Genomic DNA, 24,922 nt, shown 5'->3' with positions numbered 1-24,922 from the left:
CGATCGAGTGGACGTGCGCGGCCACAGCCGCGATTCAGTGATTTCTGACGGACCCAGACGCGATCATGCGGCGGTGATCTCAACCAACCGGACGGCACGCCGTCCCAAGTACCCGTTCCTGGCCGGGCTCGGCTCACTCGCCGTACTGACGCTGCTCCCGGCGCTCCCCGCCGAGGCCGCACCGGCGGACGACGCGTCGCCGCCGGCCGCCGGGTTCGCCTCGCCCCGTGAGGTGACGGCGGCCGAGCGCAGGACCGCCGCGTATCTCGACGCCTCGCAGGGCAGGCCCGGGCGCCTGAAGGCCTTCTTCGAGGCACTGCCCAAGGGCGGCGATCTGCACAACCACCTGTCGGGTGCGGCCTCGACGGAGTATCTGATCAAGCTCGCCGCCGAGCGGGGCCTGTGCATCGACGCGACGATGACAGCCGTCGCGCCGCCGTGCGGTACGGGCACCCGGCCCGCCGCCGACGCGCGGACGGACGCGGAGTTCCGGCAGCAGATCATCCGGGCCTGGTCCATGCAGGACTTCCCGGCCGACCAGTCCGGGCACGACCACTTCTTCGACACGTTCGGCAAGTTCGGCCTGGCGACGTGGGACCGGGGCAAGCTCCTGGCCGATGTCGCCAACACCGTGGTGAAGCAGAACCAGTTCTATCTGGAGACCATGGTCACCCCGGCCTCGGACAGCGCCAAGAAGCTTGCCGACGCGGTGGGTTACGACGCCGACCTGGCCGCCTTCCACCGCAAGCTCCTGGCCGGCGGGCAGCTCGACCGGGTCGTGAACGAGGCGGTCAAGGAGGCCGACGACGCCAACGCGCAGTTCCGGGAGACCGCGCACTGTGACACGAACCGCCCCGACCCCGGCTGCCGGCTGCCCGTCCGCTGGATCTCCCAGGTCTCCCGGGGAAGCTCCCCGGCGCGGGTGTTCACCCAGATGGCGATCGGCATGCGGCTGGCCGAGCGCGATCCGAGGTTCGTCGCGGTCAACCTCGTACAGCCCGAGGACTGGGACAGCTCGCTGAGCAACTACAGCCTCCAGATGCGGATGCTGCAGTACCTGCGCGGCCAGTACCCGGACGCCCACCTCACCCTGCACGCCGGTGAGCTGGCCCCCGGCCTGGTCAAGCCGGAGGACCTGACCTTCCACATCCGTGAGGCCGTCCTCGTCGCCGGCGCCGAGCGCATCGGACACGGTGTCGACCTGGTCCACGAGGACGACTGGCGCAGGCTCGCCCGGACCATGGCACGGCGCCAGGTCGCGGTCGAGGTGCCGTTCTCCAGCAACAAGCAGATCCTCGGCATCGCGGGCGACGACCACCCGTTCAACGCCTACCGCCGCTACGGCGTCCCCGTGGTCCTGTCCACCGACGACCCGGGCGTCTCACGGATCAACATCAGTCACGAGTACCAGTACGCCGCCAAGACGTACGACCTCGGCTACACCGAGCTGAAGGACCTGGCCCGCGCCTCGCTGGAGTACGCCTTCCGCGACGGCCGCAGCCTGTGGGCCGCCGGCTCCGCCCCCTCCGGCTACCGCACCGTCTCCGCCTGCGCCGGCAGCCGGCCCGGCGACGTCCGCCCGGGCGCGCGCTGCGCCCGCTACCTCGGCGACAACCCGAAGGCCGCGACCCAGTGGCGTCAGGAGACGGCGTTCGCCGCCTTCGAGCGCGCGCACTCCGGTCGCCGCTGATCCGAGGCCCGGCGGTTCGCCGAGGGGTGCGGGGCCGCGGCCCCGCACCCCGTTCAGCCCTTCGCCGCCGTCCGGTACGTGCACACCCGCACGCCCGCGTCGCTGGTGGTGTGCGATACCAGCTCCAGGGTGCGCAGCCCGCCGTCCGCCGGGAAGATCGACTTACCGCCGCCGAGCAGCACCGGCATGATCACGAGCCGGAGTTCGTCGACGAGCCCCTCACCGAGCAGGCTGCGTACGAGCGTGGGGCTGCCCATGACCAGCAGGTTGCCGCCGTCCTTCGCGCGCAGCTCCTCGATCCGCCCGGCGAACTGCTTGCCGGGGATGCGCTCGGTGTTGTTCCACGTCAGGTCGTCGTCGCCCAGGGTGTCGGTCACGACGTACTTCGGAATCGCGTTCATCCGGTCGGCGAAGGGGTCCCCGGCCCGCTCGGGCCACGCCGCGGCCATCGTCTGCCAGGTACGGCGGCCGAAGAGCAGTGCCTCGGCGGAGCTCATCGCGCTGTCGAAGGCGCCGCCCACCACCTCCGGGTCGAAGAAGGGGTGCGACCAGCCTCCGTGGGCGAAGCCGCCGTCCGTGTCCTCCTCGGCACCGCCCGGCGCCTGTACGACGCCGTCCAGGCTGATGAACTCGCTGATGACGATGCGCATGTGAGCAGCTCCTCGGATACCGGTCAGGTGTACGGGAGAAGAGACTGCCACGCGGTCCGAAAGTCATCGCCGACGCAGCGCCCGCGGCCTGGAGACTTCCGCCGCAACGGACCCGGCCCGGACCCTCCTCAGAAACTCCCGCCGCCGAAGTCGCCGCCCCCGCCGAAGCCGCCGCCGTCACCGAAGCCGCCGCCTCCGCCGTCGCCGAAGCCGCCGCCGAAGCCGGACGAGTCGAAGTCGGATCCGGAGAAGTCGCCGCCGGAGTAGTCACCGCCGCCGAAGTCGCCGCCGCCGTACTCCGCCGCGTACGCCGGTGTGGAGAGCATCGAGCCGAGCATCGTGCCCACCAGCAGCCCCGGAAGCAGGCCGCCGCCGAAGTAGCCGCCCGCCCAGGGGCCGTAGGCCGGTCCGGCCTCCCAGTACGGGCGCCGGCTGCCGTCGCCCATGTCGACGGTGCGGCTCATCGGGTCCTCGCCGCTCCGCAGCCGTACCTCGTCGGCGCCGCAGACCGGGACCTCGCGGGCCGTGCCGCCCGACGGGGTCCACCGGACGTCGGCGACCGAGGGTCCGTGGCGCGGGTCGAAGAAGCAGGGCGGGCGGCGGGCGGGGAGCTCTCCGCCGGCGCGGCGCGCTTCGAGGACGGCCAGCGAGTAGCGGCCGTCCTCCAGGGCCTGGGTCACCCCGCGCACGTCGGAGGGGTGCTGTGCGTGATCCATCCGCGATTTCGCGCTCTCGTACGAGTCGAGGGCGCGTTCGTAGTCGGCCCGCATCGTGTCGTCCGCGCCCGGCTCCGCGGGGTGGAAGTCGAGCCGTTCCAGGGTCTCGCCGTAGGCCGTGATGTCCTCGTCCACGACGACCCGGAGCTTGTCCAGCGCCGCCTGTTCCTCGGCCTCCTTGCGCTTCCGGTTGCGGCGCACGATCGTGTACGCGCCCGCGCCGCCGGCGACCACCACCGCGCCCAGGACGATCAGCCCGGCGCCTGCCGAGCCGCCGTCGGACGAGGAGCCGCCCCAGGAGCTGGGGGCGCTGCCCCGGGCCTGCTCGACGGCCCGGTCGACGAACGCGTTCAGCTGGGTCGCGGCGGAGGTGTCCACGCCGGGGGTCTTCACGGCCGCGGTGAGGTTCTGGACCGACTGCCGTGACATCACCTGCGGGTCGGCGCCCGCGTTGAATCCGTCGCCGAGGCGGATCGCGTAGACGCCGGTGATCCCGGTGTCGGTGCGCAGGGTGCGCAGCACGCTGTCCTCGGGGAAGGCGGAGTTCTGCGGCAGCACGGCCACGAAGACCGGCTTGTCCGCGTCCTTGATCTTCTTCGTCAGGGCGTCGGCCTGGCCCCGGGAGAGCTGGCCGGCCGCCGCCGGATCGACGTACACCGGACTCTTGCGCAGGGCCTGGGCGACCTCGTCGACGCTGGAGGCGGTGGTCGCGGCGGTCGCGGCGGGTGCGGTGGTCACGGCGGGGGCCGCGGGTGCGGCGGGGGCCAGGAGCAGGGCGGCCGCCGACAGCAGAAGGAGAAGTCCCGCGAGGAGCGCCGGGACCAGAAAAGTGGGGAACGGCCTGTTCCGCATGGTTCCAAGTTAACCCAAAAGAGTGTAAAGCGCGGGCGGGCGGCCGACCTCGCCGCCCGCCCGCCTGTCTCAGACGGCCCGGTACGCCGCCCTCAGCTTCGCCACCGCACCGGTCAGGTCACCCGTGAGCAGCAGATGGTCGGCGTCGGCGAACGGCTTGGAGACCTTCTCCGTCAGCTTCCCGCCGGTCTTCTGCTGGACCAGCAGCCGGGCCTGGCCGACGATGGTCCGGCCCACGTCCGTCCGGGCCAGGCCGGTCCGCTCCGCGACCTGGGCGGCCAGCGCGAGCGCGCCGAGCGTGAGCTCGCCGCCTGCCGGGGGCTTCTTCAGCGTGGTGAGGCCCCAGCCGTACGGGAACTGCGGGTCGTACGCCGCGTCGCCGACGTTGATCGGGAGCTGCGCCTCGGACTTCGGCCAGGTCACCGGAAGCTGCCCGGTGAAGGCCCGCTTGCCGAAGAGCACGTCGGCCACGCCGTCGCCCTCGGTGCCCGGCAGCCAGGAGGCCACCAGGGCATCGATGTCAGCGAGGCGGTCGCCGATGAACTGCGGGCGTCCCGAGACGATCAGGACGGCACACTTCATCGCGGCGCAGACCTTGTCGACGGCCGCCTTGTCCGCGGCGGACAGTTCCAGGTCGTGGCCGTTGCCGACGTCGCCGATGCCCTCCGCGTACGGGGTCTCCCCGACGACCACGACACCGACGTCGTAACCGTCCGTGGCGGCCGAGGCGTCCTTGGAGTACGTGACCGAGGCGGCGTCCTTCTTCATGGCCGACAGGATCGTGGTGCCCGGCGTGATGTTGCCGGACGAGCCCTGCCAGCTGACGGTCCAGCCGCCGGCCTGGTTGCCGATGTCGTCGGCGTTGGAGCCGGCGACGTACACCTTCTGCGTGGACTTCAGCGGCAGTACGCCGCCGTCGTTCTTCAGCAGCACCTGGGACTTGGCGGCGGCCTCGCGGGCCACGGCGCGGTGTTCGGCCGAGCCGACCTTGTCGAGGTTGGAGGTGTCGGCGTACGGCTTCTCGAACAGGCCCAGCCGGAACTTCTGCGTCAGGATGCGGGAGACCGCGTCATCGATCCGGGCCTGCGTGATGCGGCCCGCGGTGACCTCGTCCTGGAGCGTCCTCGTGAAGTCCTTGTACGCCGTCGGCACCATGATCATGTCGAGGCCGGCGTTGATCGAGGTGCGGACGTCGCTCGCGTAGTCGCCGGGGATCTGGTCGATCGCCTGCCAGTCGCTGATGACGAAGCCCTCGAAGCCCATCCGGTCCTTGAGCACACCGTTGATCATCTCGGCGTTGGCGTGCATCTTCACCGGGCCCTCGTCGTCGCCGAGGATGTCGAGCGAGGAGTAGGACGGCATGACCGTGCCGACCCCGCGCTTGACGGCGTCGTCGAACGGGGCGAGGTGGACGGCCTCGAGCTCCTGCCGGGTGACCTTGGTGATGCCCTGGTCGATGGGGTACGAACCGGTGGTGGAGGAGCCGTACTCGGTACCGCCGTCGCCGACGTAGTGCTTGGCGGTGGCCAGTACCTTGTCGTTGCGGTCCAGGTCCTTGCCGGACGCCGCGCCCTGCATGCCCTGGATCACGGTCTCCAGGGACTCCACGAGCGCCGGGTCCTCGCCGTAGGCCTCGTAGGCGCGGCCCCAGCGGTCGTCGCGCGAGACGCAGAGGCAGGGGGCGAAGTCCCACGGGATACCGGTGGCGCGCACCTCGTTCGCGGTGACGGCGCCGGTCTTCTCGACGGTCCTCGGGTCGCGGGTCGCGCCGAGGCCGACGTTGTGCGGCATGATCGTCGAGCCGATCACGTTGTTGTGGCCGTGGACCGCGTCCACGCCGTAGATCAGCGGGATCTGGAAGCGGGTCGCCTGGGCGCGCAGCTGGTAGCCGTCGACCATCTTGGCCCAGGCCGCCGCCGTGTTGGGCGTCGGGACGGAGCCGCCGCCGGAGAGCAGCGAGCCGAGGTCGTACGTGGCGATGTCGCCCTGCGAGGACAGCGCGTTGCGCTCGGCCTGCGTCATCTGGCCGGCCTTCTCGGCGGGTGACATCCGGGCGAGCAGGTCGGCGACGCGCTGCTTCACCGGCAGCTTCGGGTTCTGGTAGGGCAGCCCGTGGGCGTCGATGACGACCTGCGGGTTCTCCTTCGGCGGCTTGGCGCCGGTGACGGTGAGTTCGAGCGGGACCGTCTTCGCGAAAGCGGCTCCGCTGATCTTCTTCGTGGTGACGGAGACCCGGTGCGTGGTGCCGGAGGCGGTGCCCGCGGGGAAGGTGTACGTGCCGCTGACCGGGGTGTAGTCGGTGCCGGACGCCCCGCTGCCGCCCTTGGTCTCGTACGCGACGGTGACGGGCTCGTCCAGCGGGAGCGAGCCGGTCGTGGCGACGGAGAGGTCGATGGCGGCGGTCTCGCCCTGCGTGACGGGGTGCACGGCAGCGTCGGTGACGACGCTCGCCTTCAGGGCGGCGTCGGCCTTCCCGTACAGCTCCATGCCGTCGATGGCGAACTTGCCCGGGGCGCCGGGCGGCAGGGTGAGGGCGTAGCCCCACATCTCGTCGAGGCCGAGGACCTGGTCGATGCCGCCGACGGGCTGGTAGTCACCGCGGTAGGTGAAGTCGGCGAACGGGATCTCGACCTGGTGCCAGCCCTCCCAGTCGTCGGTGAAGGAGGTGGTCCACAGCTCGGAGGCCTCGCCGTGGGCGCCGCCGTCCTTGATCTCGAAGCTGATCTTCTTGCCCGAACCGGGCGGCAGCGGCGCGGTGTTCTGGCCGTACCACCAGAAGCGGATGCCCTTGTGGGCGGACCAGTCGTGGGCGGGCCGGTCGGCGGCGTAGTCGTGGCTGAGGCCGCCGTATCCGCTGATGTCGTAGGTGCCTTCGAGCACCTTGGCACCCTCGGGGGCGTCCGCGCGTTCCTTCAGGGCCAGGGTGGGCGGGTCGTCGGCGTCGCCGCCCCAGGTGAAGATGCCTTCGGCGGGCTGGTTCGCGAAGGGGACCTCGCCCTCGAAGCGGTCGATGGCGACGGGCGCCGGTTCGTCGGCGGCGGGCGCCGCCGCGCTGGGGACGGCCCCGGCGAGCAGGCCGGCCAGGACGGTCGCGGCGGCCAGTGCGGCGGTCGCGGGTCTTGCCCGGTGACGGGTGCGGGGTGACATGTGCGGCTCCTCGGTGCGGTGGCCGCGCGCGGCACAGCGGTGCGGATGCTGTGCCGCGCGCGGGTACGGGTGTGACCTGGAGGTGCGGGGGGGTGGTGGTCCGGTTGTTCCTTCCGCCCGGCGGCGGATCCGTCCGCCCGGCGGCTGCTTCTTCCGCCCGGCTACTTCTTCTGCTCGACGCGGACCCAGTCGATCTCCGCCTTGATGCCGCCCTGCGCGATGCGGTCGACGCTGGACTGCGGCAGACCCCAGTAGGGCGTGGTGACCTTGTTCCAGCCGGCGGGGTACGCCCCGCCGAGGGCCAGGTTGAGGATCACGTACTGGTTGTGGTCGAAGACCCACTGACCGCGGGTGGATTCCAGCTTCTGGCGGGAGGTCGTCTGGACGACCCGGTCGTCGACGGTGAACGTCATGCCTTCGGGCGTCCACTCGACGCCGTAGGTGTGCCACGCGTCGGCCCGGCCGCCGTTCGGGTAGGTCTGCTGCTTGCCGATGTTGCCGTCGGCCGAGTAGCCCGGGCCGTGCAGGGCGGAGCTGGTCCAGTCGCCGTAGCCGATGTTCTCCATGATGTCCGTCTCGCCCGAGCCGGGCCACGAGACGGACGGGTCGTCGACGTTGCTGCCGAGCATCCAGAAGGCGGGCCAGAAGCCGTCGCCGACCGGCAGCTTCATACGGGCGCTGACCTTGCCGTACGTGAAGTCGAACTTGGTGTTGGTGTCGACCCGGCCGGAGGTGAAGTCGAAGGTCCCGCCCGGCGTGGAGGTGCACGCCTTGCAGTACTTCGACTGCAGGACCAGGGCGCCGTTCTCGGTGCGGATGTTGTCCGTCGAGTCGACGTAGGCCTGCGACTCGCCGTTCACGGGGCCCATCTCGGTGCCGGTACGCACCACCCGCCACTTGGAGCGGTCCAGGCCCGAGCCGGTGAAGTCGTCGAAGAAGGTGGTGCTGTACGCGCCGCCGGGGTTCTTGGGCAGGGCCGGGTAGGCGGCGTCCGCGCTGCCTCCGGTGCCCCAGACCTGCATCTCGTAGAGCGAGTAGCCGAACTGGGCGGTGGACGGTGCGGGGTTGTAGAACGAGCGGCGCTCGACGCCCAGCATCCGGACGTAGCGGCCTCTCTGCGGGGTGGGCAGGGTGACCGTGTCATGGCGTCCGGCGGCCTCGCCGGGGGCCTTCACATCGGCCCGGCGGGCGGCGACCTCGGCGGCGGAGGGCTGGTACACGGTGCGCCAGGTGCGGTTGTCGTCGGAGACCTGGATGCGGTAGTCGACGGCGTAGGCCGCCTCCCAGTACAGGTCGACCGTGTCGATGGTGGACGTGGCTCCGAGGTCGACGCCGACCCAGCGGTCCTTGTTCCAGTCGCTGGACCAGCGCGACTGGTCGGCCTTGAGGTCGGCCGGCCAGCCGCCGTCGGTGACGAAGGCCGGGGAATTGCCCGCGTGCTGGTAGAGGTTGCCGTACGCGGGGTGGTTCAGGGCGAGGTTGCTGCGGGTCGTCGAGGCGGGGGCCTGCTGTCCTCCGTACACCTTGAAGGAGTACAGCGAGTAGCCCCAGGCGGTGGCGCGCTGGATGCCGCGCATCCGGACGTAGCGGCCGGTGGCCTCCTGCGGGTAGGTGTGCGCGGTGACGCTGCCGCCGGTGCCGTCGTCCTCGGTGTAGAAGGTGGTCCAGTCGGTGCCGTTCCTGGACACCTCCAGGACGTACTTCTTGCCGTAGGCGGCCTCCCAGTCCAGGGTGACCCGGCTGATCCGGATGACGGAGCCGAGGTCGACGCGGATCCAGGCGTCGTCGGCGAAGTTGCTGGACCAGCGGCTGGTGCCGTCGCCGTCGGCGGCCCTGCCGGGTCCCGTGGCGTCGTTCTCGCTGCCGGACGCGGTGACGGAGGCGGGATCGGCGGCGTGGGCGGCGGCCGCCCGGTCGGTGTCCCAGGCCGCGGCCTGCGCCGCCGGCCGGGGGGCCGGGGCGGCGAAGGCCATGGGGGCTGCGAGGGCGATCAGTGCGGCGGTGGTGGCTGCCAGAGTCGTACGAGAGGGCACGGTGGGGCTCCCGTTCGTATCCATGGGGGCTGCGCGGCCACGCGCGCGGGCGCGGCTACGCGTTGCGGGTGAGGTGGATGGTGTCGCGGTACCACTTGGCGCTGTCCTTGAGCGTCCGCTCCTGCGTGTCGTAGTCGACGCGGACGATGCCGAATCGCTTGTCGTAGCCGTAGGACCACTCGAAGTTGTCCATCAGCGACCAGGCGAAGTACCCCCTGACGTCGGCCCCTTGGGCACGGGCGTCGGCGACGGCGGCGATGTGGTCGGCGAGATAGGTGGTGCGGTCGGCGTCGTGGACCGAGCCGTCCGCGGAGACGGTGTCGTCGAAGGCGGCACCGTTCTCGGTGATGACCGTCGGGAGGCCGTAGTCCTTCTCCAGACGGACGAGCAGGTCGGTGAGGGCGCCGGGGGTGATCTCCCAGTCCATGGCGGTACGGGGCAGGTCGCGCTCGACGGTCCGGGTGACGGGCAGGCCGTCGGCGTCGAGCTCCGCGCCCTCCTCGGTCACGCCAGAGAAGAGCGAGCCGCGGTAGAAGTTGACGCCGAGGACGTCCAGCGGGGTGGAGATGGCCGCGAGGTCGCCGTCCTGGACCGGGAGTTCGATGCCCTGGGCGGCGAGGTCGGCGACGACGTCCTCGGGGTAGGCGCCCTTGACGACCGGGTCCAGGTAGAGGCGGGCGCCGAGCCCGTCGGCGCGGCGGCAGGCCTCGGCGTCCTCGTGGCTGTCCGTCTCGGGCGTGGCGGTGCCCAGGTTCAGGGTGATGCCGAGTTCGAGCTCGTTGCCGCGTGCGGCGGCCTGCTCGCGCAGGTACTGCGAGGCGAGGCCGTGGCCGAGCAGCAGATGGTGGACGGCGTGGATCGCCTCGCCGAAGTTCTTCCGGCCGGGGGCCTGGTTGCCGTACGCGTAACCGAGCATCGCCGAGCACCACGGCTCGTTCAGCGTGGTCCAGTGCTTCACCCGGTCACCCAGGGCGTCGTAGGCGAGGGCGGCGTACTCGGCGAAGCGGTGGGCGGTGTCGCGGGCCGGCCAGCCGCCCACGTCCTCGAGCTCCTGCGGCAGGTCCCAGTGGTAGAGGGTGACCCACGGGGTGACGCCCTTGGCGTCGAGCTCGTCGAGCAGCCTCTTGTAGAAGTCCAGGCCCTTCGCGTTGGCGGGTCCGCGCCCCCCGGGCTGGATGCGGGGCCAGGCCAGCGAGAAGCGGTACGTGTCGACGCCCAGGTCGGCGATGAGCGAGACGTCCTCGGGCATGCGGTGGTAGTGGTCGCACGCCACGTCACCGTTCTCGCCGCGGACGACCATGCCCGGCACCCTGCAGTACGTGTCCCAGATGGACGGCGTTCTGCCGTCCTCGGCCGCCGCTCCCTCGATCTGGTAGGCGGCTGTGGCGACGCCCCAGCGGAAGTCGGCGGGCAGACCGGGTACGGCCTGGGCGGCGATCTCGCGGGCGTAGGCCTGGGGGGTGACGAGGTTCATGGTTCTCCTGTGGTGTGCGGGGCGTACGGCGCTACGAGCGGGCGGCAGCCGGGGCCGGGGCTTCGTGGTGGAGCCAGCAGGCCACCGCGCGGGAGCCGTCGCCGTCCGGTGCCGCGAGCACCGGGACGTGGGTGTCGCAGGCCTCGGTCTTCCTGGCGCAACGGGGGTGGAAGGCGCAGCCGGCCGGCATCGCGGACAGGTGCGGGGGCGAGCCGGGGATGCCGCTGAGTTCGCGGCGGGGGCCGTGCAGTGCGGGGAAGGAGTGCAGCAGTCCGTCGCTGTACGGGTGGCGGGGGTCGCGGTAGATGTCGGCCGCGCCGGCCTCCTCGACGATCCGGCCGCCGTACATGATCGCGATCCGGTCGGAGAACTCGATGAGGAGGGAGATGTCGTGCGTGATGAAGACGACGGAGAAGCCGAGTTCCTCGCGGAGCTTGACCAGCTGGCGCAGGATCTGGCGCTGCATGACGACGTCGAGCGCCGTCGTGGGCTCGTCCATGATGACGATCTCGGGTTCCAGGGCGAGGGCCATCGCGATCATCACGCGCTGGCGCATGCCGCCGGAGAGCTGGTGCGGGTAGGCGCCGAGCCGGTCGGCGGAGATGCCGACGAGACGCAGCAGTTCCCCGGCCCGTGCGGTCCGGTCGCTCTTCTTCATCTCCGGGCGGTGGGCCTGGAGTACGTCGGTGAGCTGGCTGTGGACCGTGTGCACCGGGTTGAGGGAGTTCATCGCGCCCTGGAAGACGATCGACAGCTCCTGCCAGCGGAAGGCGCGCAGTTCGGGCGCCGACAGGGCCAGCAGGTCGAGTGCCCGGCCGTCGCGCCGGTGGTAGTGGACCTCGCCGCCGGTGATCACGCCGGGCGGGGAGAGCAGCCGGGTGACGGCGTAGGCCAGGGTGGACTTGCCGGAGCCGGACTCGCCCGCGAGGCCGAGGACCTCGCCGCGGTGCAGGGTGAGGTCGATGTCGCGCAGCGCGTGTACGGCGTCGGCCCCGGTCCCGTAGTCCACGTTGAGGCCGCTGATGGTGAGGACGGGCTCGCTCATGGGCGGGGCTCCTTCTTGGACGTGCCGGTACGGGCCACGGGCGTGAAGCCGGCCTCGGAGGTGCTCGTACGGGCCACGGGCGTGAAGCCGGACTCGGACATGCTCGTACGGGCCACGGGCGTGAAGCCGGACTCGGACGTGCTCTTACGGGCCACGGGCGTGAAGCCGACGCGCATGCGGACCTTGCGGGAGCCGCCGGTCTCGGTGCGCAGGCGCGGGTTGACGAACTCGTCGATGCCGAAGTTGATGAGGGCGAGCGACATGCCGAGCAGCGCGATGCAGAGCCCGGCCGGGACGAACCACCACCAGGCGCCCTGGGCGAGTGCCTGGTTGGACTGCGCCCAGAACAGGACGGTCCCCCAGTTCCAGTTGGAGATGTCGGCGACGCCGATGAAGGCGAGCGTGATCTCGGAGAGGATCGCGAAGATGACGGTGCCGACGAAGCCGGAGGCGATGACGGCGGTCAGGTTCGGCATGACCTCGAAGAAGATGATCCGCCAGGTCGGCTCGCCGGTGGCGCGGGCCGCTTCGACGTAGTCGCGGCGGCGCAGCGAGAGCGTCTGGGCGCGGAGCACCCGGGCGCCCCACGCCCATGAGGTGAGGGCGATGACGGCGGCGATCAGGAGGTCGCCCGTGTCGGAGACGAAGCTGGCGATGATGATGATCAGCGGCAGTCCGGGGATGACCAGGAAGACGTTGGAGAGCAGCGAGAGCACTTCGTCGGCGGTGCCGCCGAGGAAGCCGGCGCTGACGCCGATCAGCACGGAGAGGATCGTGGCGATGATGCCGGCGACGAAGCCGACGACGAGGACACCGCGGGTGCCGACGAGGATCTGCGAGAGCACGTCCTGACCGGTCTGCGTGGTGCCGAACCAGTGGGATCCGGAGGGCGGCTGGAGCAGCTCGTTGCTCATCGTGTCGGGGTCGTACGGGGCGATCCACGGGCCGATGACGGCGATCAGCACGAAGAAGAGCAGGATGCAGAGTCCGACGACGGTCTTGCGGCCGCGCAGGAAGCGGAACCTGCGCTTGCTCGCCGCGGGCGTCTCGGTCGCGTCGAGGACGGCGACCTCTGTGGCGGTGACGGCCATGAGCCCTACGCCTCCCTTCGGGTACGGGGGTCGAGGACCATGTAGAGCACGTCGGCGAGGAGGTTCGCCGCGAGTACGGAGAGCGTGATGATGAGGAAGACGCCCTGCATGAGGGGGTAGTCCTTGGCGCCGACGCCCTGGAAGAGCTGGTAGCCGATGCCCGGGTAGGAGAAGACCATCTCCACCAGGAGCGTGCCGCCGACGATGAAGCCGAGCGAGAGCGCGAAGCCCGAGATGTTGGGGAGGATCGCGTTGCGGGCGGCGTACCCGAACATGACCCGGCGCTCGGAGAGCCCCTTGGCCTGGGCGACCATGACGTAGTCCTCGCTCGACACCGTCACCATCATGTTGCGCATGCCGAGGATCCAGCCGGCCACCGCGCTGAGCACGATCGTGAGGCCCGGCAGCGCGCCGTGGTAGAGCGCGCTGGAGATGAACGGCCAGTCGAAGGCGGGAACGAGCGAGTTGTCGTATCCGCCGGCGGCCGGGAAGAGCGGCCACTTCACGGCGAACAGCGAGATGGCGATGAGGCCGAGCCAGAAGTACGGGATGGCGGAGATGAACGTGGTGACGGGCAGCAGGCTGTCCATCCAGGAACCGCGCCGCCAGCCGGTGAAGACCCCGATCCCGGTGCCGAGCACGAAGCTGATCAGCGTGGTGATGCCGACCAGCGCGAGCGTCCACGGCAGCGACTGGGCGATGACCTCGCTCACCGGGGTCGGGAAGAAGGTGAAGGACAGGCCGAGGTCGCCGTCGAGCAGATGACCCCAGTAGTCGGTGTACTGCTGCCAGATCGACTGGTCCTTGTCCAGGCCGAAGAGGGCCTGGAGCGAGGCGATGGCACTCGTGTCCAGCTGTCCCTGGAAGCGGGCCATCAGGGACTGCACCGGGTCGCCGGGCATCATCCGCGGGATGAGGAAGTTGATGGTGATCGCGGCCCACGCGGTGACCAGGTAGAAGGCGAGCCGTTGGAGCAGGAACTTCACTTCGCAGCCTCCTTCTTCTCGTGGCCGTCGGTGGTGGTGGCGCCGGCGGTCCCGTCATACAGCCAGCAGGCGGCCCACTGGCCGTCGGCCAGGTCGAAGCGCGGCGGCAGTTCGGTGCGGCAGCGCTCCATCGCCTTGGGGCAGCGGGGGTGGAAGCGGCAGCCGGCCGGGGGGTCGATGAGTGAGGGGGGCTCGCCGGTGCCGGTCTCCGCCTGCGCCTCCTCGTCGGCGACCCGGTCCGGGTCGGGAGCCGAGGCGATCAGCAGCTGGGTGTAGGGGTGGGCGGGGCGCTGGGTGACGGTCTCGCTGTCGCCGCCCTCGACGATCCGGCCCGCGTACATGACGAGCGTGGAGTCCGCGAAGTAGCGGGCCGACGCGATGTCGTGGGTGATGTAGAGGATCGCGAGGTGCAGGCGGTCCTTGAGGTCGCCCAGCAGGTTGAGCACCCCGAGCCGGATCGAGACGTCCAGCATCGAGACGGGCTCGTCGGCGAGGAGGACCTGGGGGTCGGCGCCGAGCGCGCGGGCGATGGCCACGCGCTGGCGCTGACCTCCCGACAGCTCGTGCGGGAACTTGTCCAGGTACTGATGAGGAGGAGTCAGCTGGACGCGGTTCAGCAGAGCGGTCAGGTTCTGTTCCAGTTCGGCCTCGCCGCTGCCCGCCCGGCCGTGGATCTTCAGGGCGCGGGTGAGGTGGTAGCGCACGGTGTGCACCGGGTTCAGCGAGGCGAACGGGTCCTGGAAGATGAGCTGGACCCGGCGTACGTAACTGCGGAAGGACCGGCCACGTCCGGCCTTCACCGGCTGGCCTCCCAGGTGGATCTCGCCCGCGGTGAGCGGATACAGCTGGGAGAGCAGTCTGGCGACGGTGGACTTCCCGGAGCCCGACTCCCCCACCAGTGCCGTGACGGTGCCGCGCCGCAGTTGCAGCGAGACGTCGTCGACGGCGTGGACGCTGCGGCGCCTGCCCGCGACGAGGTCGCGGCCGGTGCGCCGTACGGCGAAGTGTTTGGTGACTCCGCGTGCTTCGAGCACGACGTGGTTCTTCTCGGTCTGTTCAGACATGGCCGGTACCTGGGATCCCTGTCCTACTTGGACGGCTTGAGCTTCAGAACGACTTCCAGCGCGGAGCGCTGGGTGTGCTGCGGGTCGGCGTACGGGTCGGCCTCGGTGGGCCAGCCCACCCAGTTCTTGGTGGAGTACTCGGCCCCGACGGGAGCGGCCGCAGTGGGGATCACCGGCGCCTGCTCGACCATGATCTTCTGCAGGGAGTTCATCGCCGCGGTGCGGGCGGAATCGGTCGTGGCACTGGCGAAGTCCTTCAGCGCCTCGGTCGCCTCGCTGCTCTTGAAGCGGCCGAAGTTGCCCTGCTGGGAGGGCTTGCCGATGGGCTGGAGCAGCGCGCCGTCCATGATGTTCTGGTACATGTCGTACGGGGTCGCGCCGCTGTTGGTCCAGTGCAGGGTGGCGTCGAAGTTGCCGTTGGCCACGTCGGCGGTCCAGGCGTCGGCCGTCTGCGTCTTGACCTTGGCGTCGATGCCGATCTTCTTGATGTTGTCCTTGATGATCGCGAGGCCGGTGATGTAGTCGTTCCAGCCGGCCGGGTCGGTGAAGGTGAGCTTCACGGGCTTGCCGCCCGGGTCCTTCAGCACGCCGCCGCTGAGGGTGAAGCCGGCCTCCTCCAGGACCTTCTTGGCGCCCTCGACGTCCGGCTTCGTGGTCGCGCTCTTGTACTCGGGTGCGATGAAGGACTCACCGGCGGGCAGCGGGATGCCGGTCGGGTTGGTGATCTCCGGGTAGAGCGTCGCCTCGGCCTGGGTGTAGATCGCGTTGCGGTCGACGACCATCGCCATGGCCTTGCGCAGCGCCGGGTTGTCGAACGGCTTGCGGGTGGTGTTGAACCACAGGCCGTGGATGCCGAGGCCGGAGGGGAACCACAGCTTGTGGTTCTTGGGGTCCTTGGAGATGAACAGCTGCTTGTAGTTCGGCATGAAGACGAACGACCACTCCAGCTTGCCGCTGGCCAGCGCGGTGGTGGCGGCGCTGTTGTCGTTGTAGGTGCTGTAGCGCAGCTCCTTGACCTTCGTCGTGCCCTTCCAGTAGGTGGGCGTGGCGGTCAGCGTGGTGGTCTGCGGGGTGAACGTCTTCAGCTTGTACGGGCCCGAGCCCACGGGCGTGCGGTTGGGCCAGGTCTCCGGGTTCTTGACGCCTTCCCAGATGTGCTTGGGCACGACGAACTGCTGGATGATCTTGTTCTGGTTGACGTACTGCGAGTCGTCGAAGGTCAGGACGACCTTCTTGCCCTGGACCTCGACCCCGCCCCACGCGATGCCGTCGGCGTTGAGCGCCGGGTGCTTCTTCAGCATGTCGAAGGTGAACGCCACGTCCTCGGCGGTCAGCGGCTTGCCGTCGGCCCACTTGGCCTTGTCGTTCAGCGTGAAGGTGACCTTGGTGAAGTTGAGCTCCCACTTCCAGTCCGTCGCCAGCCACGGGTCGGCCTTGGCGGAGGGCCGGATCTGGCTCGTCATCGCCAGCGGCTCGTAGATCATCCAGCGGTAGCCGAGGGTGGCGCCCGCCGAGGTGGCCAGGAACGGGTTGCTGTTGTTCGTCTGCGGTCCGTCCGGCTTGCCGATGTTCAGGACGCCCGTGGCGCCGCTGCCGCTCTTGTTGCGGTTCGAGTTGGCTGACGAGCATCCGGCGGCGAGCGCGACCACCGCGGTGGCGAGCGCGACCGCTCTGAGCGTGTGGTGACGGCGTGCGGACATGGCGACTCCAGGAGGGACTGGCGGGTCTGGGAGACCGGAAACGGGCAGCGCTCGGCGCGCCGGGTACGGGCGGTGCGGGTGCGTACAGGCGGTGCGTTTGGTACGGGTGCGTGCGGGCCGGGGGCCGCAGCGCTAGGGGGTGGCTGACGAGTGGAGGCGGACGAAGGAGAGGCGTCCGGTGCGTGCGATCGCAAGGCGCCGGGACGTCCTCGCGGCGGAGCCGCGTGGGCGTTTCGGCAACGCCGCGAGCGTGCGTGCTGGGCGCCGGGACGCCGTCTCCACCCGTCAGCCACCCCCCCAGGGCGCCGAGTGGCGCACGACCAGTTCGGTGGGCAGCACGAGCGGTGCATCGGGTACGGGTGTGCCGCCGAGGTGGGAGAGCAGCATCCGTGCGGCGGTCTCACCCATCTGCCGGGTGGGCTGACGCACGGTGGTCAGGGGCGGTTCGGTGTGCTCGGCCATCGGGATGTCGTCGAACCCGACCACCGCGATATCGCCGGGCACGGTCCGCCCCGCGGCGCGCAGCGCCCGCAGCACACCTGCCGCGGTGATGTCGTTGTGCGCGAACACCGAGTCGAACTCCGTGCCGGAGGCGAGGAGTTCCTCCACGGCCAGCCGGCCGCAGCGCTCGGTGAAGTCTCCGCGGACGACGAGATCGGTGGGCAGGACGGAGAGGAACCCCTCCAGCCGGTCGCGTACGCAGCCGAAGTCCTGGGGGCCCGTGATGACGACGGGCCTGGTGCGGCCGGCGTCCCGCAGATGACGGGCGGCCGACGCGCCTCCTTCGTGGTTGGTGGTCACGACGGAGGGGAACTCGGGGTGGTGGCCTCGATCGTCGATCAGCACGATCGGCAGGCCGGCGCGGTGCAGCGAGGTGAGGTGGTCGAGGGTGTTCTCGGGTTCGACCACGACCAGTCCGTCGAAGGCGCGCGCCGACACCTGGCTGGTGAAGCGCTCCACGGACTCGGCCCCGCGGTTGCAGGTGAAGAGCAACAGCCCGTAGTCGGCGGCCTCGACGGTGTCGACGACGCCCTGAAGCACCTCGCCCATCCACGGCCAGGTCAGCGAGGGCACCAGCATGCCGACCGTACGGCTGCTGCCGCGGGCCAGGCCGACGGCGCCCGAACTGGGTACGTAGCCGAGCTGCGCGATCACTTCACGAACACGGGCGGCCGTCGAACCGTCCACTTCGCCCTTGGTGTTGATGACCCGGGACACGGTCGTCTTGCTGACGCCGGCCTCGCGGGCGACATCAGCGATGGTGACACGCATCGGGGACCTCCAGGACACAGCAGGACAGAGCGGCGGAACCGTCAACGGAACCGGTACCGCAACCGGTTCCGGAACCGGTACCGGCGTTGGTGGCGTGAGTTAACCCCGCTGGAACAGAGCCGTCAATACTTCACGTCGAGATTGGTCCGTACCCATCGTCTTGAGTAACGAATAGGGGTGTTGCGTTCAAGTCGTGAACACACAGCCTCTTGACGTGGGCACGTAAGAGCAGTTCACTCCCGTCTCGTCCGACGGCACGTCCCCCACGCTCCCGCCGAGGAAGGCATCAGCCATGATCCGTTCAGGAAGGGCGGCCAGGGCGCTGCTCGCCGCAGTGCTCACGACCGCCGGCCTCACCGGGCTCTCGTCCGGCACCGCGCAGGCCGCGGGCGAGACGGTGAACATCGCCCTGACCACCACCGACGACTCCGGCGGCCGTCATGTCACCCGGGGCCTGGAGGCCCAGACCCCGGTCGCCTTCGGCGCCGGGAACGGGGGCGGCGGTACGAACATCACGGTCGACGAGAACACCCGGTACCAGACCTTCACCGGCGGCGGCGCCTCGTTCACCGACACCGCGGCGTACCTGATGAAGAGCAGCGGGGCGCTGAGCCAGGCGACCCGCGACGCCACGATGAAGAAGCTGTTCTCGCCCACGGAGGGCATCGGGCTCTCGTTCGTCCGCAATCCGATGGGCGGATCGGACCTGGCACGGTACGGCTACACGTACGACGACATGCCCGCCGGGCAGAGCGACCCGTCGCTGGCGGACTTCTCGATCGCACACGATCTTCAGGACGTGCTGCCGCTGACGAAACAGGCCAGACAGCTCAACCCGGCACTGACCACGGTGGCGTCGCCCTGGACCGCCCCGGCGTGGATGAAGGACAACGGGCAGCTCAACGGCGGCTGGCTGAAGGCGGAGAACTACGGCGCGTACGCCGACTACTTCGTGAAGTACCTCCAGGCCTACCGGGACCAGGGCGTGCCGGTCGACTACGTCACCGCGCAGAACGAGCCGACGTGCTGCGGCGGCTACCCCTCGATGAGCTGGAACGGCTCCGGGCTGGCCTACTTCACCAAGAACGAGCTGCTGCCCAAGCTCGCGTCGGCGGGGCTGGCCACCAAGGTGCTCGCGCACGACTGGAACTGGGACACCTACGACGCGTACGCGGCGGCCACCGTGGACGACGCGGCGGTGCGCAACCACCCGAACTTCGGCGGGGTGGCCTGGCACGGGTACGGCGGTGACATCGCCAAGCAGACGACGGTGCACAACCAGTACCCGTCGATGGACGCGTTCCAGACGGAGCACTCGGGCGGCACCTGGATCGCCGACCAGCAGCGCGAGGACATGATGAACATCATCGATTACACCCGCAACTGGGCGAAGTCGGTGACCAAGTGGTCCCTGGCGGTGGACCAGAACCGCGGCCCGCACAACGGCGGCTGCGGTACCTGCGACGGGCTGATCACCGTGCACAACGGGGACAGCAGGAGCGGGCAGGTCGACTACACCGTCGAGTACTACACGATGGGCCATCTGACCAAGTTCGTCCGCCCGGGCGCCTCCCGGATCTCCTCCACGGCGAGCTCGACGGTGCCCAATGTCGCCTGGCGCAACCCGGACGGCTCGAAGGCGCTGATCGCGTACAACGGCAGCGGCTCGGCCCAGCAGATGACGGTCAACTGGGGCGGCAGCAGGTTCACTTACTCGCTTCCCGCCCGCACCTCGGCGACGTTCACCTGGTCGGGGACGCAGTCCGGGGCGGATACCTCGTCGGGCGTCCTGACCGGACTGGGCGGCAAGTGCCTCGACGCCACGGGCAACACCGGCGCCGACGGCACCCCGGTCCAGCTCTGGGACTGCACGGGCGGCGCCAATCAGCGCTGGACGGTGCAGGGCGACGGCTCCATCCGTACGCTCGGCGCCTGCCTGGACGTGACCTCGGGCTCGACGGCGAACGGGGCGAAGGTCCAGCTGTACACCTGCAACGGTTCGGCGGCGCAGCGCTGGACGTACAACGCCTCGACGGGCGACGTCGTCAGTACGGCCGCGGACAAGTGCCTGGACGTGACCGACCGGTCGACGGCGAACGGGGCCCGCACCCAGATCTGGACGTGCACGGGGGCGGCCAACCAGAAGTGGCACCTCGGGTAGAGCCTGGCGGGCGTCGCCGGGCGGGCGGGGTTTCGCACACGCCCCGGCGGACGCGTGCGCGCAGGCCGCGGACCGCACCCGGTCCGCGGCCTCCGTGTGTGCCCGCCCTACTCCGTCGGCTCGATCCCGGCGCGCAGCAGCCCGAAGGTGTACGCGTCCTCCAGAGCCTGCCAGGAGGCCGCGATGATGTTCTCGGCGACGCCCACGGTCGACCAGTCGGCGGTGCCGTCACCGGTGGTGATCAGGACGCGGGTGGTGGAGTCGGTACCGGTACGGCCCTCCAGGATGCGGACCTTGTAGTCCATCAGCTCCAGCTTGGCGAGCTGCGGGTAGATCCGTTCCAGGGCGACCCGCAGCGCCCGGTCGAGCGCGTTGACCGGCCCGTTGCCCTCGGCGGTCGCGACGATGCGCTCGCCCTTGGCCCAGAGCTTCACGGTCGCCTCGTTGGCGTGGGTGCCGTCGGGGCGGTCCTCGACGATCGCGCGCCAGGACTCGATGCGGAAGTACCGGCGTACCCGGCCCTCGGCCTCGGCGCGCAGCAGCAGCTCGAAGGAGGCATCGGCCGCCTCGTAGGTGTAGCCCTTCAGCTCGCGCTCCTTGACCCGCTCGACGACGCGGCCGATGAGCTCGCGGTCGCCGCCGAGGTCGATGCCGAGCTCCACGCTCTTGAGCTCGATGGAGGCGCGGCCCGCCATGTCGGAGACGAGCATGCGCATGGTGTTGCCGACCAGCGCGGGGTCGATGTGCTGGTACAGGTCCGGGTCGACCTTGATGGCGGAGGCGTGCAGCCCGGCCTTGTGCGCGAAGGCCGAGACGCCGACGTAGGGCTGGTGGGTGGAGGGCGTGAGGTTGACGACCTCGGCGATGGCGTGCGAGACGCGGGTCATGTCGGCGAGCGCACCCTCGGGCAGGACCTTCTTGCCGTACTTGAGCTCCAGTGCGGCGACGACGGGGAAGAGGTTGGCGTTGCCGACCCGCTCGCCGTAGCCGTTGGCGGTGCACTGGACGTGCGTGGCGCCGGCGTCGACGGCGGCCAGGGTGTTGGCGACGGCGCACCCGGTGTCGTCCTGGGCGTGGATGCCGAGGCGGGCGCCGGTGTCGGCCAGCACGGTGGCGACGACGGCCTGGATCTGGGCCGGGAGCATCCCGCCGTTGGTGTCGCAGAGGATGACGACGTCGGCGCCGGCCTCGGACGCGGCCCGGACGACGGCCTTGGCGTACGTGGCGTTGGCGCGGTACCCGTCGAAGAAGTGCTCGCAGTCGACGAAGACCCTGCGGCCCTGGGCGACCAGGTGGGAGACGGTGTCGCGCACCATCTCCAGGTTCTCCTCCAGCGTGGTGCGCAGGGCGAGCTCGACATGGCGGTCGTGCGACTTGGCGACGAGCGTGATCACCGGGGCGCCCGACTCCAGCAGCGCCTTGACCTGCGGGTCCTCGGCGGCCTTGCCGCCGGCCCTGCGGGTCGCGCCGAAGGCGACCAGCTCGGCGTTCCTGAACTCGATCTCCTGGCGGGCGCGGGCGAAGAACTCGGTGTCCCGGGGGTTGGCGCCCGGCCAGCCGCCCTCGATGAAACCGACGCCGAAATCGTCCAGATGCCGGGCGATGGTCAGCTTGTCCGCGACCGTCAGGTTGATGCCTTCACGCTGGGCACCGTCGCGCAGCGTGGTGTCGAAGACATGGAAACTGTCGTCGGTGGGCTTGGCCTTGGTGGTCATGCTGGTCTGACTCCTGTCGGATGAGTGGATCCGGACGATCTGATTCCACTTGCCCCCATCATCCCGCGTGCCTCGTCCCGGCCGGTGGTGGGGCCGGAAAACAAAAAACCCCTCGCGGGTGCGAGAGGTCTGCGCGCGGGTCTGGGGCACGGTGGCCGTGCCGTACGTGGTGGTACGGGACGATCACTGCGGACCGGCGCGCCTGTTGCCGATAATCATGACGAACGAGGACACGGAAGCAGTGTGCCACAGGACGGCTTCCGTGCCCGGCTCGTCTCAGGATGCGGGCGTGACGCTCGTCGCTCCGGCGGGCGGCGCCTTCTCCCCGGCCTTCACCGCGGCGATCCGGTTCAGGTCGATGTCACGGGTCTCCCGCATGGTCAGGTAGACGATGAGCGAGACCGCGCCGCAGCCCGCCACGTACCAGTAGAAGCCGGACTCGGCGCCGGCGTTCTTGAACCACAGCGCCACGTATTCGGCGGTGCCGCCGAAGAGCGCGTTGGCGACGGCGTACGAGAGGCCGACGCCCAGGGCGCGGATGCCGGTCGGGAAGAGCTCGGCCTTCACACAGGCGTTGATGGAGGTGTAGCCGGTGATCACGAGGAGCGCGAGGAGCGCGAGGCCCAGTGCGGGCCAGAAGGTGTCCGCGTGCCCCAGCATCGTCATGATCGGCACGGTCAGGAAGGTCGAGCCGAGCGCGAAGGTGATCAGCAGCGGGCGGCGGCCGATCCGGTCGGAGAGCATCCCGGCCAGCGGCTGGATGCACATGAAGACGAACAGCGCGCAGAAGCTGACCAGCGAGGCGGTGGACTTCTCCATGCCGGCGCTCTTGGAGAGGAACTTCGTGAGGTAGGTCGTGTACGTGTAGTAGGCGACGGTTCCGCCCATGGTGAGCGCCATCACGAGGAAGGCCTCGCGCCGGTGCTGCCACAGCACCTTCAGCGTGCCGCGGTCCTGCTGCCCGGCGGCGCCGGACTCCACGTACACCTCGGTCTCCAGCATGGAGCGGCGCAGGTAGAAGACGATGCCCGCGCCGAGCGCGCCGACGACGAACGGGATGCGCCAGCCCCAGCTGTGCAGCGCCTCCTCGGACATGTTGCGCTGCAGGAGGATCTGGAGGCCGAGGCCGACGAGCTGGCCCGCGGTCATGGACACGTACTGGAAGCTGGAGGCGAATCCGCGCCTCTCCGGTGCGGAGGCCTCGGTGAGGTACGTGGCGCTGGCCGCGTACTCGCCGCCGACGGACAGTCCCTGGAGCAGCCGCGCCACCATCAGCACGGCGACGCCGCCGTACCCGGCCACGTCGTAGGTCGGCGCGATCGCGATCAGCACCGCGGAGGCCGACATGAGGGTGACGGTCAGGGTGAGCGCGGCCTTGCGGCCCCTGCGGTCACCGATCCTGCCGAGCAGCCAGCCGCCGACCGGCCGCATGAAGAAGCCGACGGCGAAGATGCCCATGGTGTTCATGAGGTTGGCGGTCTCGTTGCCTTCGGGGAAGAACGAGTCCGCGAAGTAGACCGCGAAGGTCGCGTACACGAACCAGTCGAACCACTCGACCATGTTGCCGGCCGAGCCGACCCAGATTTTCTTCCACTGCTCTCGTCCCATGGTTGGCCACCGTGCCCGAACCTCCGGGAACCCAACAAGGGTGCAGGGCGCAACGATCGCGCGTACTTACGTACGTTGCGTTCACGAGTGGGTGACGTCAGCCGGCCGGGATCAGCGACTCCTCGATGAACTCCCCCACACGCTCCAGCACGTGGTCCCGGCCGGTGCCGGGAAGACCGACCGCCACATGGACGCTGAAGCCGTCCAGCAGGGCGCGCAGCCGGGTCGCGCAGCGCTCGGCGTCGACCCGGCGGAACTCGCCGTTCGAGCCGCCCTCGGCGAGCAGCGCCACCAGGTCGCGGTGCCAGGCGCCCTCGATCGCGGCCTGCCGGGCGCGGGCGGTGCCGTCGGCCTCGCGCGAGCGGTTCCAGACCTCCAGCCAGAGCGTCCAGTGCGGGTCGCGGTGGCCGGCGGGGAGGTAGAGGGCGATGTAGGCGTCGAGGCGTTCACGGACCGTGCCGGGCCGGGACAGCAGCCTGCGCCGCTCGGCCCCGAGCCGGTTCTCGCTCCATTCCAGCGTCTGGAGCAGCAACTCGTCCTTGGTGCGGAAGTAGTAGAGGAGATGGCCGCTGCTCATGCCCACCTCGCGGCCGAGCCCGGCCATCGTGAGGCCTTCGAGGCCGCGGGCGGCGACGGTGGCCATGACGGCGGCGAGCACGTCCTCGCGGGGCGGGGCGGTGTTGCGGCTGCGCGGGGCGGTGGGCACGGTTCAGACCTTGGGCTGTTGCTGGGTGATGCAGTGGATGCCGCCGCCCCCGGCGAAGATCGCGCGGGCGTCGACGAGTGTCACCGTACGGGTGGGGAAGAGGCGGCGGAAGATCCCGGCGGCGAGCTCGTCGCGCGGGTCACCGAAGGCGCACAGGACGACGCCGCCGTTGCACAGGTAATGGTTGATGTAGGAGTAGTCGGCCCACTCCCCGCCGGCCCGCAGCACGGTGGGCGCCAGGACCTCCACGACCTCCAGCGGCCGGCCCTTCGCGTCGGTGGCGGCGCGCAGGACGCGGACGGTCTCCCGGGTGATCTCGTGGTCGGGATGCGCCGGGTCCGGCTGGACGTGGGCGAGGACGGTGCCGGGGCGGGCGAACGCGGCGACGATGTCGACATGGCCGAGCGTGCCGTACGTGCCGTAGTCGCCGGCCAGGCCGCGGGGCAGCCAGATCGCCTTCCGGGTGCCCAGGCGCGCATGGATCTCGGCCTCGACCTGCTCACGGCTCCAGCCGGGGTTGCGCTCCTTGCCGAGCTGGACGGTTTCCGTGAGCAGGACGGTGCCCTCGCCGTCGACGTGGATCGCGCCGCCCTCGTTGACGAGCGGTGAGCCGTGCACGGGGACACCGGCGAGGTCGGCGACGGAGCGGGCGATGTGCCGGTCGCGTTCCCAGCGGGCCCAGCCCTGGGCGCCCCAGCCGTTGAACGTCCAGTCGACTGCGGCCAGTCCGGAGCCGTCGGTGACGAAGGTGGGGCCGATGTCACGCATCCACGCGTCGTCGAGCGGTCGCACCACGAGCTCGACGTCCGGGCCGAGCAGGGCGCGGGCGCTGTCCTCCTGGCCGGGGCCGACGACCATCGTGACGGGTTCGAAGCGGCGCACGGCATGGGCCACGGCGGCCCAGGCGCGCCGGGCCCCGTCGAGTTCGGCGGCGGAGGCGAAGGTGGGGTTGGGGCCCGGCCAGGCCATCCAGGTGCGTTCGTGCGGGGCCCATTCGGGCGGCATGCGGAAG

Annotated in this window: 17 protein-coding genes; 2 read left to right on the top strand and 15 right to left on the bottom strand. The window is 70.4% G+C overall.

The genetic code is table 11. The features are described 5' to 3' along the window. Window positions 1–73 precede the first annotated feature (73 nt). A complete protein-coding gene (locus ACIQMX_RS29295; protein WP_402482541.1) occupies window positions 74–1,690 on the top strand; it encodes an adenosine deaminase in 1,617 nt (538 codons plus the stop codon). Between the two features lie 53 nt (window positions 1,691–1,743). On the opposite strand, the gene ACIQMX_RS29290 is transcribed toward ACIQMX_RS29295, so the two are convergent. The 11 genes from ACIQMX_RS29290 to ACIQMX_RS29240 all read right to left on the bottom strand — a co-directional run bounded on the left by ACIQMX_RS29290 (window position 1,744) and on the right by ACIQMX_RS29240 (window position 17,720). Next, the gene (locus tag ACIQMX_RS29290) at window positions 1,744–2,340 is read right to left on the bottom strand and encodes a dihydrofolate reductase family protein (protein WP_402482540.1); all 597 of its coding nucleotides are present in this window, start codon (window positions 2,338–2,340) and stop codon (window positions 1,744–1,746) included. 128 nt (window positions 2,341–2,468) lie between these two features. Beyond that, window positions 2,469–3,908, bottom strand: coding sequence for a hypothetical protein (locus ACIQMX_RS29285; RefSeq protein ID WP_402482537.1), 1,440 nt, complete (start codon window positions 3,906–3,908; stop codon window positions 2,469–2,471). 69 nt (window positions 3,909–3,977) lie between these two features. Then, the gene (locus tag ACIQMX_RS29280; RefSeq protein ID WP_402482534.1) at window positions 3,978–7,055 is read right to left on the bottom strand and encodes a glycoside hydrolase family 3 protein; all 3,078 of its coding nucleotides are present in this window, start codon (window positions 7,053–7,055) and stop codon (window positions 3,978–3,980) included. 161 nt (window positions 7,056–7,216) lie between these two features. Then, complete coding sequence (locus ACIQMX_RS29275) at window positions 7,217–9,088, bottom strand: discoidin domain-containing protein (RefSeq protein WP_363067790.1); 1,872 nt, start codon at window positions 9,086–9,088, stop codon at window positions 7,217–7,219. 55 nt (window positions 9,089–9,143) lie between these two features. Further along, complete coding sequence (locus tag ACIQMX_RS29270) at window positions 9,144–10,562, bottom strand: GH1 family beta-glucosidase (protein ID WP_402482531.1); 1,419 nt, start codon at window positions 10,560–10,562, stop codon at window positions 9,144–9,146. A 31-nt stretch (window positions 10,563–10,593) separates the two neighbouring features. After that, a complete protein-coding gene (locus ACIQMX_RS29265; protein ID WP_363067794.1) occupies window positions 10,594–11,607 on the bottom strand; it encodes an ABC transporter ATP-binding protein in 1,014 nt (337 codons plus the stop codon). Then, the gene (locus ACIQMX_RS29260; protein WP_402482528.1) at window positions 11,604–12,698 is read right to left on the bottom strand and encodes an ABC transporter permease; all 1,095 of its coding nucleotides are present in this window, start codon (window positions 12,696–12,698) and stop codon (window positions 11,604–11,606) included. The genes ACIQMX_RS29265 and ACIQMX_RS29260 overlap by 4 nt, the downstream gene beginning before the upstream one ends. A 5-nt stretch (window positions 12,699–12,703) precedes the next feature. Beyond that, a complete protein-coding gene (locus ACIQMX_RS29255) occupies window positions 12,704–13,684 on the bottom strand; it encodes an ABC transporter permease (protein WP_363067798.1) in 981 nt (326 codons plus the stop codon). After that, window positions 13,681–14,748 (bottom strand): ABC transporter ATP-binding protein, encoded by a 1,068-nt coding sequence (locus tag ACIQMX_RS29250; protein ID WP_363067800.1) that lies wholly within the window; start codon window positions 14,746–14,748, stop codon window positions 13,681–13,683. The genes ACIQMX_RS29255 and ACIQMX_RS29250 overlap by 4 nt, the downstream gene beginning before the upstream one ends. 23 nt (window positions 14,749–14,771) lie before the next feature. Then, window positions 14,772–16,448: an ABC transporter substrate-binding protein gene (locus tag ACIQMX_RS29245; RefSeq protein WP_363067802.1), complete on the bottom strand. Its 1,677-nt coding sequence runs from the start codon at window positions 16,446–16,448 to the stop codon at window positions 14,772–14,774. 285 nt (window positions 16,449–16,733) lie between these two features. After that, window positions 16,734–17,720, bottom strand: a complete 987-nt coding sequence (locus tag ACIQMX_RS29240) for a LacI family DNA-binding transcriptional regulator (RefSeq protein ID WP_363067804.1) — start codon at window positions 17,718–17,720, stop codon at window positions 16,734–16,736. A gap of 292 nt (window positions 17,721–18,012) precedes the next feature. Between ACIQMX_RS29240 and ACIQMX_RS29235 the strand changes: the two genes are divergently transcribed. Next, window positions 18,013–19,881 carry a lectin gene (locus tag ACIQMX_RS29235; protein WP_363067806.1) on the top strand — a complete coding sequence of 623 codons (1,869 nt, stop codon included), beginning with the start codon at window positions 18,013–18,015 and terminating at the stop codon, window positions 19,879–19,881. A 107-nt stretch (window positions 19,882–19,988) separates the two neighbouring features. Here the strand turns inward: ACIQMX_RS29235 and cimA are convergent, their stop codons facing one another. The 4 genes from cimA to ACIQMX_RS29215 form a co-directional block, all read right to left on the bottom strand. Then, window positions 19,989–21,596 (bottom strand): citramalate synthase, encoded by a 1,608-nt coding sequence (cimA, locus tag ACIQMX_RS29230; RefSeq protein WP_363067808.1) that lies wholly within the window; start codon window positions 21,594–21,596, stop codon window positions 19,989–19,991. A gap of 276 nt (window positions 21,597–21,872) precedes the next feature. Next, window positions 21,873–23,204: an MFS transporter gene (locus ACIQMX_RS29225; RefSeq protein WP_402482521.1), complete on the bottom strand. Its 1,332-nt coding sequence runs from the start codon at window positions 23,202–23,204 to the stop codon at window positions 21,873–21,875. Window positions 23,205–23,301: 97 nt separating this feature from the next. Then, on the bottom strand, window positions 23,302–23,910 hold the full coding sequence (locus ACIQMX_RS29220) for a TetR family transcriptional regulator C-terminal domain-containing protein (RefSeq protein ID WP_363067812.1): 609 nt from the start codon (window positions 23,908–23,910) through the stop codon (window positions 23,302–23,304). A gap of 3 nt (window positions 23,911–23,913) precedes the next feature. Further along, window positions 23,914–24,915 (bottom strand): agmatine deiminase family protein, encoded by a 1,002-nt coding sequence (locus tag ACIQMX_RS29215; protein WP_363067996.1) that lies wholly within the window; start codon window positions 24,913–24,915, stop codon window positions 23,914–23,916. Between the last annotated feature and the right edge of the window lie 7 nt (window positions 24,916–24,922).

It is taken from the genome of Streptomyces sp. NPDC091416 (assembly GCF_044756845.1).
In the GTDB taxonomy this organism is placed as follows: domain Bacteria; phylum Actinomycetota; class Actinomycetes; order Streptomycetales; family Streptomycetaceae; genus Streptomyces.
Note: the sequence above shows the minus strand (reverse complement) of the source record. Positions and strands in the feature narration are given on the sequence as shown.

Coding starts and splice junctions, on each gene's coding strand:
- ACIQMX_RS29290 (WP_402482540.1), bottom strand. CDS start 2,340: ATGCGCATCGTCATCAGCGAGTTCATCAGCCTGGACGGCGTCGTACAG.
- ACIQMX_RS29285 (WP_402482537.1), bottom strand. CDS start 3,908: ATGCGGAACAGGCCGTTCCCCACTTTTCTGGTCCCGGCGCTCCTCGCG.
- ACIQMX_RS29280 (WP_402482534.1), bottom strand. CDS start 7,055: ATGTCACCCCGCACCCGTCACCGGGCAAGACCCGCGACCGCCGCACTG.
- ACIQMX_RS29270 (WP_402482531.1), bottom strand. CDS start 10,562: ATGAACCTCGTCACCCCCCAGGCCTACGCCCGCGAGATCGCCGCCCAG.
- ACIQMX_RS29265 (WP_363067794.1), bottom strand. CDS start 11,607: ATGAGCGAGCCCGTCCTCACCATCAGCGGCCTCAACGTGGACTACGGG.
- ACIQMX_RS29260 (WP_402482528.1), bottom strand. CDS start 12,698: ATGGCCGTCACCGCCACAGAGGTCGCCGTCCTCGACGCGACCGAGACG.
- ACIQMX_RS29250 (WP_363067800.1), bottom strand. CDS start 14,748: ATGTCTGAACAGACCGAGAAGAACCACGTCGTGCTCGAAGCACGCGGA.
- ACIQMX_RS29245 (WP_363067802.1), bottom strand. CDS start 16,448: ATGTCCGCACGCCGTCACCACACGCTCAGAGCGGTCGCGCTCGCCACC.
- ACIQMX_RS29240 (WP_363067804.1), bottom strand. CDS start 17,720: ATGCGTGTCACCATCGCTGATGTCGCCCGCGAGGCCGGCGTCAGCAAG.
- ACIQMX_RS29235 (WP_363067806.1), top strand. CDS start 18,013: ATGATCCGTTCAGGAAGGGCGGCCAGGGCGCTGCTCGCCGCAGTGCTC.
- cimA (WP_363067808.1), bottom strand. CDS start 21,596: ATGACCACCAAGGCCAAGCCCACCGACGACAGTTTCCATGTCTTCGAC.
- ACIQMX_RS29225 (WP_402482521.1), bottom strand. CDS start 23,204: ATGGGACGAGAGCAGTGGAAGAAAATCTGGGTCGGCTCGGCCGGCAAC.
- ACIQMX_RS29215 (WP_363067996.1), bottom strand. CDS start 24,915: ATGCCGCCCGAATGGGCCCCGCACGAACGCACCTGGATGGCCTGGCCG.